Here is a 12,949-nt window from a genome sequence, read left to right on the forward strand (position 1 = left end):
CGCCTGGGGCGCAGGTTTTCCTTCGTGAATAGGCCGAGTCGTTTGTGCTCGCGCCGGAAGGAGAACGCATGGACGCGCGGCCGAATAACAGCAAGGAATTGGCTTCACATCCCTCAACTGGCTTTGTACGCGTCCGCGGCGCCCGTGAGCATAATCTCAAGAATGTAGCACTCGACATTCCTCGCAATGCCTTGGTGCGCTGTATGCGGAAGCTCAACGGCGCTACCTCGAGTCGGTTTCTCCCTATGCGCGCAGACTTTTCCACCAAATGGAGGTGCCTGAGGTCGATGAGATCGAGGGCTTGCCGCCGGCAGTCGCGCTGCAACAGCAGCGCGGATCACCCACAACCAGGTCATCGGTAGGCAGCGTAACCACGTTGTCGAACCTGCTGCGAATGCTATATTCGCGCGCAGGCGATTATCCGCGCAACCAACCGCTGCTCTATGCGGAGTCGTTTTCGCCGAATACCCCCGGAGGTGCTTGTCCGAATTGCCATGGCATTGGCCGGGTACACGAGGTCTCTGAACGGACACTCGTGCCTGATGACAAACGGACCATTCGCGAGAGAGCAGTAGCTGCGTGGCCGACTGCTTGGCAGGGCCAGAACCTTCGAGATATTTTGGTGACACTCGGATACGACGTCGATAAGCCGTGGCGCGAGCTCCCGAAGCAGGACCGTAACTGGATTCTCTTCACTGAAGAACAGCCGACGGTACCGGTCTACGCCGGATATACTCCGGCCGAGACGAGGCGAGCGCTCAAACGCAAGGAAGAGCCCAGCTATCAGGGGACCTTCACGGGGGCTCGCAAATATGTCCTGCAAACCTTTGCCACCACCCAAAGCGCGATGATGAAGCGTCGTGTGGCACAATTTCTTACCAGCGCGGACTGTTCGATTTGTAAGGGCAAGCGGCTACGACCGGAGCCGCTATCGGTAACCTTCGCAGGAATGGATATCGCCGAAATCTCGCGACTACCGTTGATGAAACTTGACCAGCTTCTGAAACCGTATCTCCACGGCGAGAGCAAAGCTTACGACGGTCACCCCGAGAAAGCTCTCGTCGTCCAACGGATCATGGAAGAAATGTTGGCGCGCCTGGACGTGCTGCTCGACCTCGGACTCGGCTATTTGACCCCTGAGCGCAGCACGCCGACGCTATCGCCCGGCGAGCTGCAGCGGCTTCGTCTGGCGACCCAGGTCCGATCCAACCTTTTTGGGGTGGTCTATGTTTTGGATGAACCGTCCGCGGGACTACACCCGGCGGACACCGAGGCACTACTCCGCGCACTGCACCGTCTGAAAGCCTCCGGAAACTCGCTTTTCGTCGTCGAACACGAACTCGATATAGTTCGGTGTGCTGACTGGATCGTCGACGTCGGCCCGGACGCAGGGGAGCAGGGGGGCGAGGTCCTATATTGCGGCACTCTATCGGGGCTCGAAAAGGTGCGCCGGTCGCATACGCGGCGCTACTTGTTCCCGCAAAAGGAGAAAGCCGCTAGGGGCCCCGACCAGGCATCCCCGCGACGGCTGGTTGAAACTTCGGGGGGTCACTCGCAACAACCTCGACCACTTGGACGTTGATATTCCGTTGGGCATTTTTACAAGCGTCACTGGAATTTCGGGCTCTGGGAAGTCGAGCCTGATAAGCCAGTTTTTGGTCGAGGCCGTCGCCGACGCAATGGGTGAGCTCAAAGAGTCCAGCGAAGACGACGAGAGGTTGGACAGGGCTGTAGAGACGCTAGGCGGCGTGATCACGGAAGGCCTCGACAAAATCAAGCGGCTGGTCGTGGTGGACCAGAAGCCGATCGGCCGAACTCCACGGTCGAACCTTGCGACCTATACGGGATTTTTTGATCACGTCCGCAAGCTGTTCGCTGCGACAAAGCAGGCTCGCGCCAGGCGTTACGATGCGGGCCGATTTTCATTCAACGTCGCGAAGGGACGCTGTGAAACGTGTCAAGGGGAAGGGTTCGTATGCGTTGAACTTCTTTTTCTTCCGAGCGTGTACGCACCCTGTCCGAACTGCAAAGGAGCGCGATACAATGCCAGAACGCTCGAGATCAAGATCCGCGACCGGTCGATTGCTGATGTCTTGGCCATGACCGTCGACGCGGCGTTCGAGTTTTTCTCGAACGACACATCACTTCGTCGATCCCTGGGCGTTCTCCGAGAAGTCGGTCTGGGATACATTCGGCTCGGGCAAGCCGCTACGCAACTCTCCGGGGGCGAGGCTCAGCGCATCAAGCTTGCTACCGAATTGCAGCGTTCGCAACGAGGCCAGGCACTATACGTGCTCGATGAACCTACTACGGGCTTGCACCCGTTCGACGTGGCGAAGCTGCTGAAGCAGCTCCAAGGCCTTGTCGAATCCGGAAACACTGTCCTCGTCGTCGAGCATGACATGGAAGTCGCGGCAGCAAGCGACTGGATCATTGATATTGGGCCGGGCGCGGGCGCCGAGGGTGGACGGATAGTGGCCTCCGGGCCGCCGGAGCAGGTTGCGTCAGCCCCTCAGAGCCGGACAGCCAAGTATCTAGCGCGAGCGCTGTGAGGCGGCAGGCTTATCTTGGCAAGGTCTGCAAGGAATATTGCCACCTAATCATGTCCCTGGTGATCATGGATGCGAACGTCCCCAGCCTGACGGCAGCGAGAGCGGGAATCCCGTAGAGGTGCCAGCCGCAACGGCTTTTGAGCAGCTTAATACCTCGGGGCGTCGAAGAACGCGAAGCGTCAGTAGTGAACTTCAGCGCCCGTGGGCTTTGCTTGTGCGTGGGTTCGCGATCTGCCTGTCTGCTAGAGACCATGCAGACCAGTCGATAAAGGTCCAGAGTAAATTCGCCCGGCTCAATCGAATGCCTTTGATGGGAAACCCCGACAGCTCTTCTTCCGCCATGCCTCACCTTTTGCGGACTACTGAGCTCAACGCGAACACGTGCCGAACGAAACCTGATCGATACTGAAAAACGACACTGAAAACGAATGACTAAGTGATCGAAAAAACACGAAAGTGGCAATCCCTGCAGAACTAACAAAGCGCTCTATCTCATACACTTAGCTTGGCAAATTCCCGTATGGGCTCGTCCTGAGGGAATTGAGCTTTTTGCAGCATTGGCAAATTGCAGGCCGTCGTGGGCGCGGCGGGGGGACACCGAATTCAAGGAGGGGCGCCCGGCCATCGCCTATTGAGCGCGGAATGATGGAACGGGTTGGTTTGACGACTATCCCCGTCCACGTCCGCGCACTTGATTTCCTCCCTGCGTGCGGATGTGATTAGCCGTCAGGTTGCCGGACCAAAATAACTGGGAATGCACCGCCGGAACTTCACGCGAAGGCCCTTCCGACGGCCCGACTGCCCGCTCGGCCGGGCTGCCGCGGTCACGGAAGAGAAACGGCTCGTTGATTCCGGTATCGCCTCCGGTTCGAGCGCTGGCGTTTGGGATCCGAGCAATCGCGGAGGTCATCACTGCGCGAGAATAATGCGTACGAGCCGTCGCTGTCTCAGCCCAGTGGGGCTTTTCCGTGCGGGGGCACCTTGGCGGGCCCTTTCTTTCGCCGGATTTCTGTCACCAACATTACGTGTTTTTTAGAATCAATAGGGAGAACGAACGTGGCGACAGGTACGGTAAAGTGGTTCAACGCGACTAAGGGGTATGGATTTATTCAGCCCGACAGCGGCGGCAAGGATGTCTTCGTTCACATTTCAGCCGTCGAGAAGGCGGGCCTTAGCAGTCTCAATGAGGGCGCCAAGGTGAGCTACGAAGAAATGAGCAACCGGGGCAAGTCGTCTGCGGAAAATCTAAGAGTGGGATGATTCAAGCCCGCCGGTTCACGCTGGTGGATTTCTAGACGGGTGGACCTGTTGTCATGAAAGAGGCCGCCCGTCGGGGGCAGCCTCTTTTCTTGCAGCGTCTGTTACTGTTTGTTTACGCCCTTCTGTACGGCCCCCGGTTCTTTTGCAGTGCCCGTGTTGTGCGTCCCAGCTGCGGTATCTGCGCCGGAAGTGCTGGCGTCGCCGCGGGGTGAGGGCTTGCTGCTCGTACCTGTGGTGCCCTGGTTCGTGGTGCCGTCCTTCATCGCGCCTTCGGACGCGCCTGGTCCAACATTACCTTGGCTAGACGCGCCGCCAGTGGGCTGCGTGGTCTGCGCGAAGGCGGTGGGTGTTGCGAGTGCGAAGATGCAGGCTGAAGCTAATAGTATCTTCTTCATTGGGTCTCCCTGGGGTTCGTCTTATTGACCCTTGGGAAACAGGTACCAATCGCGTTCGTTCCTAAGTTGCGGTTTTACGCTGGCGGGCCTCATCCATCTATTCCAAAACCTCGTACTCAAAGGCAACGCCCTCGGCGTCGTTCTCCGCAAACCACGTGGCAAGTCGGTCGAGACTGCGAGGTGTTCGTGTTCACCTCCGGGCGCTGCACTTTGCGCGGCCTGGCGGGTCTTCTCATTTTCCGAATGGGATGCTTTGCCCAAGAGGGCAGGTATCTCGGGCTGCTCAACGCGGTATGCACATCATGGATTGCGGACTCCATCGGTGATATGGTCCGCAAGGGGGAGTTGGCTGGGATGTGGCCGGGCACACGTTCCGAACGGGCAAACCTTCCTGCCACCCATCGCGAACGCACGCTCCTTCTGACGTGGTGCGACAGCCAATGCCGCATCCCCCCGTAGCCCAGGCTGGCCCAGTAAGAGCGAAAGCTACTAGGAAGGCTCCAGGGCAAGCAAAGCAGATCATCAGCGGCTCCTCGTTGTCTCTATGGCTAACATTGGCGCCGTGAAAATCGTTCCTTTGCTCTACTCGCCGCCAATTCATGCCGCCGGGCCTTTCCCGCACCGGTCGCGTGTGCCCTTTCCCCAATGCTCCGAGGCATACACTCGGCGCCCAGCCCTAACCCGCTGGGGGGTCTTTGAGCGCGCAGCAACTCGCCGGCTCTGAACGAGAAACGGCCCCAGCTCCCGGAAGGGAGACTGGGGCCGTCATTCCATGCGCCAAGCCAGGGGGGCGACCGTGACTGGCGCCAGCATCAAACGCGCCTACGAACCCCGTTCCTATCCTCGCCGTCTCAAACACCCGCCTGACATCGCCCAGGCGACCGCAGACCTGACAGGTCAACCTTAGCTCGAGGATCCGGCGCGCGGCCTTTTCTGGATCGGCGTAGGGGCTATGGTGGAATCCGACGCAAGGGCCTCATTAAAAATGCCTAAGCTTGGAAACGTCCGGAATTTGACGCGTTACCACACTAGGGCAACCCACTGGAGGAGAGCCTATGCGAACATCAATTTTCGCGATCATTGTTATCGCTGGAAGCACGGTCGCTTTCCCTGCAACGGCGCAACAGCAGCCTGGAGCGCAGCAAGCCGCGCCTAGCGAGCTAACCAGCGAGCAGATCCAGATGCAGCGTGATGCTGACAAAGGGATCAAGACCCGCAACTCTGGAGAGTCCGGATACGTGGGCGGTGAAGACAAGTCCGGCGCTTCTGCCCATCCTCCGGGCAGACCAGAAAGGGACCAGACCACGGGTTCGACTAGCCAGACAGGTGGCAACGACAAGCCCCGCTAACGACCGTCTGCGTCCGCGAAGAATCTCGGTCGAGACCAACTTGACCGCCGCGGCGCCTGGCGCGGCTACGTTTCATTCGGCGCGACTTCCCAACCGTCTAGGCTGCCGAGTAGATTGATGTCTGTCAGGACCGCGCAAACTTTCGATTTGCTGCTATCAGGCTTCAGTATGGCAATAGCTTCCTCTCCGGAGGCGACGGTCGCCGTTGCGAACCCGCCATCCGACAAAGCTTCCTCGAGCATTGCCTGAATGAGGTGGTCGTCTTCCACCACCAGAACGGTTATACGCTCGTCCACGCCCTGTTTTCCCCCAGCTTGTGCGGTTTCCTCGCCTTCGTAAGTGACAGTGGAAAAGAATGGTTCCTTTTCAGGGGGAGACACGTTGGGCGGCTCTTTAGGCGTCGCCCAGGGAGCGCTCGCCGCATTCGCACCGAAATGTGCGGACCTGCTTGCCGGAGACCGGGTCAAGAAAGCGGTAGAGCGGGGACACGGTGCTACCGCAGCGGCTGCACTTCGGCGGGGGAGCTTTGAGCGAATCGGACTGCGCCATGCCGACTAGTGTACCAAACAGCACACAAGCCGTCTGTGTGGTAGCCGACATCCGCGAAGCATCCCTTGGGAACTGTTAGCAGATGGCCCGAGAGGCTTGGCGATTTCGAGGATCCGGCGCGCGGCTGGTTCTGGGGCAGAGCGGCGGACGGCGAGGTATTCATGCGGCGGCCTTGTCTTCCTTCTCCGCGCCGCGAGCGACGATCCTGCTCGCATCATCGGGCAGCGGCCGCTGCAGCGCCTTGGCCTCATCCCAAGGCGCGCGCATCCAGACGTCGCGCTCCTCGTCTGTCATCAGGATGACCGGCATGGCCTTCGGCTGGATCGGCTCGACGACGGCGTTCGCGACCGGCGGCTGTTGGCGCAAAGCAATCGTTGAGGCGTAGGAGTTAGACTTGATTTGCTCGCGTTGTCTGGACCTAGCTTACTTGCCGATGATGGATTAGACCGACTGACTTGAAGCAGCGTGCTCACTAACGCGACGTTTCAGGAAGATTCGCAGCAGCTAGGTTCTCGAATGCGATGGAAGTTTCGTGAAGAAGAAGAGTAAAAAGGTCAGCGCCCGCGGTGCGACCAGAAGCGCGACCAAGAAGGGAAAATCCTCGGGTTCCGCGATCTCGACGTCCTCGCCCCTAGGCATGTTGGCGCTTCATCTTCGCGAGCAGTGGAAAAAGTCCGGTCGCGATGGGTTGGTGTTTCTCGCTGAAGACGAGAACAGGGCCGAGCGGCTCGGCGGCATCGTCCATGCACTCGATCCATCGCTCGATGTTCTCGTATTCCCTAGATTGAATACGTTGCCGTTCGATGGGCTCGAACCGTCGCGCGAGATCGCCGGCCGGCGGAGTTCGGTCTTGCGCCGTCTTGCCAGAAGAAAGAAGCCGATTCTGCTCGTCTCAACGGCAGAAGCAATCATGGAGCGGCTGCCTTTGCCGGCGAGTTGGTCGCGCATCAGCCTAGGCCTCAAGGTGCAAGCGTCGTATGCCGAGCAGTACCTCGAGGCACGCATTGAGGAATTGGGCTACGATCTCGACGAAGAGGCAGAATATCCGGGCGCCGCGCTCTTTCACGGCAAGACATTCGAGATCTTCCCGGCCGGTGCTCTCGGGCCGTACCGGATCGAGCATTCAGGCGGTGCGATCCGCAGAATTGTTGCCGTCGACCCGAATGAGCATGACGCCATATCCGATTTCAAGGAACTGATTGTCGATCCGATGTCGGAACGCCTCGCGTTGGGCGGCAACCGGGCGCCGCGGGCTACCTTCCCGGACTATTGCGATCGGGCACGATGGATCGCGGACGCGCAAGTTCCTGCTCACGCCGAGAGCTGGTTCAGCACGATCGAGGAGGCGGCCGGTCGCAGGGATTCCGAACGAGAGTATCTGGGGCGAGGGGACTGGAAGAAGCTGAAGAAGCGGATGAGTGTGCTTCCTGCTAAGACCGCGTTTGTGGCCACGCCCGACTTCTCGAAGGTTGTGGCGCCGAGGAAAGCGCTTCGCGCGTTCGTGGCCAGAGCGGAACGCGCCGGATCTCGTTTGCTCTTCGTCGCCGCGGTCGAAGACGATCTGCGCGCGATGGAGCGCATGAGTGGGATCAGGGCGGATCGTTTCGCCAACTGGGACGAGGCGGCGGAGGCCAGAAGACGCGAGGGCGCGCTGTTGGCCGACTTCGACGCGGGCTTTTTCGCTCCCGGCAAAAAGCAGACCTTGGTTGTGACCGCGTCTGACGTGCTCGGTAGCCGTGCCCATCATCCGCAACCGATGGCCAAAGCCTGGACCGTCGCCTTCAATCACCCGGATATTCCCGCGCGCGGCGCGGCCGTCGTTCATCTCCAGCGGGGCTTGGCTTTACTGGATCGTTTGCAGACCCTCGACATGGGGAACGGTACAAACCGCGAGATGATCAGGCTCGAATTCGCCGGCGACGATGCTGTGCTTGTTCCGCCTGCCGATCTCGCCTTGATCTGGCCCTACGCTGTAGAGCCCGGTAAGCTCACGTTAGACAAGGCCGATGGCAGTACGTGGTGGAACAGACGTGGCGAGGCTGAGCAGGAAATCGAAGCAGCAGCCAAGCAGCTTGCGAAACATATCGCCCAACGACGGCGCCGGCGTGCTCCCAAGCTGGTCGCTCCGGGGGCGGCCTATGAGAGATTCGTCGCGCGCTTTCCGTATTTCACGACGGTTGATCAGGCCAAGGCGATCCGGGACGTGCTGGACGATCTGGCGGCTGGTCACCCGATGGACCGGGTGGTCTGTGGTGATGTCGGCTTCGGCAAGACTGAGGTCGCCTTGCGGGCGGCGGCGGCTGTCGCGCTGTCAGGAAAACAGGTCGCTATTGCGGTTCCGACCACCGTCCTGGCCAGACAGCATGTCGAGACGTTTCGCAAGCGGTTCGGCCCGCTCGGAATCGAAGTGGCGAATTTGTCGCGGGCTGCGTCGGCGGCGGACATAAGAAATACGAAAGAAAAACTCCGCCGAGCCAAACTGAAAGTCGTTATTGGTACACAAGCTCTCGGCTCGACTGACGTGAGGTTTGCTGACCTCGGCCTTGTCATCATCGATGAGGAGCAGCACTTTGGTGCGGCGGAGAAGGCGAAACTTTCGGGTCTTGCGAAGGGCGTTCATACTCTTTGGATGAGCGCCACGCCGATACCGCGCACGCTGGCGGCGGGTCTTGCGGGGTTCAGGGATCTAAGCGTTATTGCTACGCCACCGGTTCATCGGCTGCCTATCGTCACCAAGGTTGCTCCGCTATCGGACGCCGCGATCGCCGCGGCTTTGCTGCGTGAGCAAAGGCGCCACGGGCAGAGCTTCCTGATTTGCCCCCGTATCCAGGATTTGGAGCCGATGCTGGCAAGGATAAAATTGACTGCTCCGGACCTTCGCATCGTATGTCTCCATGGTCGGTTGCCAGCCGCAGATATCGACGATCGAATGATAAGCTTCGTCCAAGGCGAAGCGGACGTGCTCCTCGCGACCAATATCGTGGAGAGTGGCCTCGACATTCCGCGGGCGAACACCATCGTCATCTGCTGGCCGGAGAAGTTTGGTCTGTCGCAGCTTCATCAGCTAAGGGGCCGCGTCGGACGGGGCGGCACGCGTGCTTTCGCGTATTTGTTAAACGAGTCGAACTCCGAACAATCCGAGAGGCGTTTGGCTGTGCTGGAAGAGTTCAGCAAGCCCGGCGCCGGCTTTGCCATCAGCGAGCGTGATCTGGATCTCCGGGGCGCCGGAGACCTCTTCTCCGAACAGCAGTCTGGCCATCTGCAGGTATTCGGGCCGATGCTCTATAGCCATCTTCTCAAGCGGGCGTCGGAGAAGGACACCGACGGTGGCGCCGAGCTGTGGGTGCCTGATCTGAACCTGCCGATCGCCGACATGCTGCCCACGGGCTACGTACAGTCGGACGCTGTTCGCCTGGAAATCTATGGCCGTATCGCCAGATGCCGCACCGAGGATGATCTCGCGGATTTGGAGGACGAAACCGCACGTCGTTTCGGCAGGCTGCCGCTGGAAGCGCGCGAGTTTTTCGCGGCGGCGAGGCTCAGGCTAGATTGCAAGCGGCGCGGCATTATGAGGCTTGATGTCGGCCCCGAGGCTGTTGCGGCGACGTTTCTCCCTGGTCGGCTTCGCAAGTCGAGAGCGAAGTCGCTAGAGCGAGAAGGCGATCGCGTGGTCTATATCGGCAATCGCAATGCGAAGCCGTTCGAACGAATAAGCGACTTCCTTGAGTTGCTGGACGAGTAGTTGGCTAGAGCCGTTCCATAACATTCGATGAGGGAAGGGCCGCTGTTGGCGCAAAGCGGCCGTTGGCCAAATCCGACTTCTCGTGCAATTTTGTTGTGTGACTCGGCTGCACCTTTAGTGGCGACTTGCCCCTTGCCTACCGACCCCCTGGGCGGCTCGAGCATGACCTCCTTCAAGCGATCGCCACTGGCGATGACGACCACGAAGTTGAGTTTGCGCGCGGCACCTGTTTCTGCGTCGCGCGTCCGCCGCCAGACATAAGGCGAGCATCGAAAAGGCTCGATGCTCGCCTAATCCTGCTTCATAGAAATCCGGCAAGAGCTTCTGATGCGTACGGCGTCCGACGGCTCTTGCTCAACTGACTTCAGAGCAATTGTGTTGCCCAGATCCTCTCGGTCGAGCCCTTTCAGTGATGACGCCCTCCACGGAAGAGAGACAGGGCATCGGCGGTCGTGCCGCGGACATATGAGCCGAAGCCGGCGGGTCCGGCCCGCGCAACTTGTTCTCGGATCGACCCGAACTCAGCTTAGGTTCTCACAGCGGCACTGGAACTAGCCCTTGGGGCCTAAGTCGATTTTGGAGGAATCCAACTTGAACAAGTGGCTGGCCGCAGTATTAGTTATCCATGGCAGAGTCGTTTGGCAGCGCATTCACCATCGTTGAGGTGACGGCAGACGATTGGTCTGCGGGACGACCAAGGAAGGAGTTTTGGGTCGCGGCAGCCAAACCAAGTCAAGCGCTGACGTTGGTGCTTGCGGCCGTCCCGGAGGGCTGGACGGCGGAGCTAGTGACTAACCCCGTGACGAAACAGCCACAGGCGGCGCTGGAACAACTAAACCTCAAGCCCGGCGAAGTCTGCAAACTGACAAAGTGAGGCTGCAATTGACGCGGTCTCTCGTCTCATTACTGGGCTCACCTTGAGGCCCAGTTGGTTGGCAAAGGCGCTACCATTGGGGCAGGTGGCCCTGTCCCTCAGAGTTGTGAGGTCGACCAACGAGAAGGGGCAGGAATGTGTGACTGCTCGCTGCGCGCGGGGGTCGATTCATGGCTCTGGTCCAAACCGGTCTAACATTTCGCGCACACGCAAAGCGAGTTTTGCCTGAGAAATCGGCTTCTCTAATAGCTCGACGCCCTCATCAAGACGCCCTTGGTGGACCACGGCGTTTCGCGAGTACCCTGTCATATACAGGATCTTGACGCTTGGGCGGATCTGTTGCGCGCGCCGACCGAGCTCCCGTCCATTGATTCCGGGCATGACGACATCCGTCAGTAGGAGATCAACCTTCGGCTCTTCCTGCAGGAGGATGGTCAAGGCAGCTTGGGCGCTGGAAGCCGGAACGACGCGATAATTCAAGTCTCGCAGAAGCTCAGAAACATATGCACGCAGCTCCGCATCATCTTCGACAACGAGTATCGTCTCAAGTTTCTCGCCTTCCGGGCGAAATTCGTCTACATCACTGTCGGCCGGTCGGGCCTCTCCATGGTACCGGGGGAAATACATTCGGATGCTGGTACCTTGGCCGAGCTCGCTGTAGATCTTCACGTGCCCACCAGACTGTTTTACAAAACCATAGACTTGGCTAAGTCCAAGGCCTGTCCCTTGCCCGAGCTCTTTCGTCGTAAAAAACGGCTCGAAGGCATGATTCAGGACGTCCGCGGTCATGCCGGTACCTGTGTCCGTTACGCAAACGATGACATACTGGCCCGGGGAGAGCTCAGGATTTACCCGGCAATATCCCTCATCAGCTAAAACATTCACAGCTTCGACCGTGAGTTTGCCGCCATCCGGCATTGCATCGCGTGCGTTGATACCGAGATTGATGATGGCCGATTCGAGATGATTGGTATCGGCCTCGATCGACCAGAGACCTGCACTTCCGACGGTCTGAACTTCGATACGTTCGCCGAGTGTACGTTGCAGAAACTCCTGCAATCCATTCAGGAAATTATTCAGATTGATAGGCTGCGGATCCAGCGCTTGCCGGCGGGAGAATGCGAGTAGGCGGCTAGTCAGTGCTGCTGCACGCTGCGCGCCCCGCTTAGCATTGGCCAGTGCCCGCTGAAGATTCGTGCTGTTAGCCAAGCCGCGACTGTTTCGCTCCGCGGTCTCAAGGTTGCCAAGCACGATCATCAGGAGATTATTGAAGTCGTGCGCAATCCCGCCGCTGAGCTGGCCTACCGCTTCGAGCTTCTGAGAAGCGGCTAACTGCTGCTGAACGCGCTGGAGTTCGTCCTGGGCCTGCTTTCGCTCGGTTACGTCACGCGTTACTTTTGCAAATCCGACCAGTTCGCCGGCCTCATCTGTGATGCGATCGATGACAACTGACGCCCAAAAGCGACTGCCGTCCTTTCGCATTCGCCAGCCTTCAGCCTCGAAGCGTCCTTGTTTGGCTGCCTCGACGAGAGCCAGTTTAGGCACGCCAAGTTGAATATCTTCAGGAGTGTAGAATCGGCTGAAGTGCTGACCGATAATTTCGTGCGGATCGTAGCCTTTGATGCGCTGTGCACCCGGATTCCACGTAGTTACGTTGCCGGCAGGATCCAGCTGAAAAATCGCATAATCGACGACAGCCTCGATCAATCGACGGTATCGTCGCTCGCTCTCAAGCAGTTCGTTGTGGGCCTGCTGACGTTCGGTGATGTCGCGCGTGACCTTTGCAAAGCCGATCACTTGACCTTGCTCGTCGCGAATTGCATCAACCACGACGAGCGCCCAAAAGCGGCTCCCGTCTTTGCGGACGCGCCAGCCCTCAGAGCTAAAGCGGCCAGTTTCAGCTGCAATTCTCAATGCGGTTTGGGGAAGCCCTTTAGCGTGATCCTCCGGCGGATAAAACGATGAGAATGGCTTGCCGATAATCTCGTGAGCCGAGTAGCCCTTCAGCCGCTCCGCTCCGGCGTTCCAACTACGCACAGTGCCATCTACATCTATCATGTAGATTGCGTAATCCACGATGGCGTCTATGAGCAGTTGAAGTCGCCGGCCGTCGGCGACCCCGTCGAGCTTTGATTGTGGTTTATCCAACGGGTCGAGCGCTCCCAAACAGACTCAACGTAGCAGAATGCGCATTGGTTCCACGTATCGAACTCTCCACTGAGATGAAT

The 12,949-nt window shown here is 59.1% G+C and carries 5 protein-coding genes and 2 pseudogenes; 4 read left to right on the plus strand and 3 right to left on the minus strand.

All coding sequences use genetic code 11. From position 1 onward, the window contains the following. Nucleotides 1-68: 68 nt before the first annotated feature. The 3 genes and pseudogenes from uvrA to IVB22_RS26230 all read left to right on the plus strand — a co-directional run bounded on the left by uvrA (nucleotide 69) and on the right by IVB22_RS26230 (nucleotide 5,556). A pseudogene (gene uvrA, locus IVB22_RS26220) lies at nucleotides 69-2,552 on the plus strand (excinuclease ABC subunit UvrA). A 1,056-nt stretch (nucleotides 2,553-3,608) separates the two neighbouring features. Next, the gene (locus tag IVB22_RS26225) at nucleotides 3,609-3,812 is read left to right on the plus strand and encodes a cold-shock protein (protein WP_247520147.1); all 204 of its coding nucleotides are present in this window, start codon (nucleotides 3,609-3,611) and stop codon (nucleotides 3,810-3,812) included. Nucleotides 3,813-5,262: 1,450 nt separating this feature from the next. After that, on the plus strand, nucleotides 5,263-5,556 hold the full coding sequence (locus IVB22_RS26230; RefSeq protein WP_247520148.1) for a hypothetical protein: 294 nt from the start codon (nucleotides 5,263-5,265) through the stop codon (nucleotides 5,554-5,556). Nucleotides 5,557-5,621: 65 nt separating this feature from the next. Here the strand turns inward: IVB22_RS26230 and IVB22_RS26235 are convergent, their stop codons facing one another. Together IVB22_RS26235 and IVB22_RS26240 are read right to left on the minus strand one after the other, a co-directional pair. Beyond that, the gene (locus IVB22_RS26235; RefSeq protein ID WP_247520149.1) at nucleotides 5,622-5,936 is read right to left on the minus strand and encodes a response regulator; all 315 of its coding nucleotides are present in this window, start codon (nucleotides 5,934-5,936) and stop codon (nucleotides 5,622-5,624) included. A gap of 328 nt (nucleotides 5,937-6,264) precedes the next feature. Next, nucleotides 6,265-6,447 (minus strand): annotated as a pseudogene (locus IVB22_RS26240) (SOS response-associated peptidase); the annotation flags it as partial. A gap of 295 nt (nucleotides 6,448-6,742) precedes the next feature. On the opposite strand from IVB22_RS26240, the gene IVB22_RS26245 reads away from it, so the two are divergent. After that, nucleotides 6,743-9,847: a DEAD/DEAH box helicase gene (locus IVB22_RS26245; RefSeq protein WP_247520228.1), complete on the plus strand. Its 3,105-nt coding sequence runs from the start codon at nucleotides 6,743-6,745 to the stop codon at nucleotides 9,845-9,847. Between the two features lie 1,042 nt (nucleotides 9,848-10,889). On the opposite strand, the gene IVB22_RS26250 is transcribed toward IVB22_RS26245, so the two are convergent. After that, nucleotides 10,890-12,887, minus strand: a complete 1,998-nt coding sequence (locus IVB22_RS26250; RefSeq protein WP_247520150.1) for a PAS domain-containing sensor histidine kinase — start codon at nucleotides 12,885-12,887, stop codon at nucleotides 10,890-10,892. Between the last annotated feature and the right edge of the window lie 62 nt (nucleotides 12,888-12,949).

It is taken from the genome of Bradyrhizobium sp. 190 (assembly GCF_023073415.1).
Lineage (GTDB): Bacteria > Pseudomonadota > Alphaproteobacteria > Rhizobiales > Xanthobacteraceae > Bradyrhizobium.

Bases quoted from the DNA above. Each gene is read 5' to 3' on its own strand.
- IVB22_RS26230 (WP_247520148.1), top strand. From the start codon at position 5,263: ATGCGAACATCAATTTTCGCGATCATTGTTATCGCTGGAAGCACGGTC.
- IVB22_RS26245 (WP_247520228.1), top strand. From the start codon at position 6,743: ATGTTGGCGCTTCATCTTCGCGAGCAGTGGAAAAAGTCCGGTCGCGAT.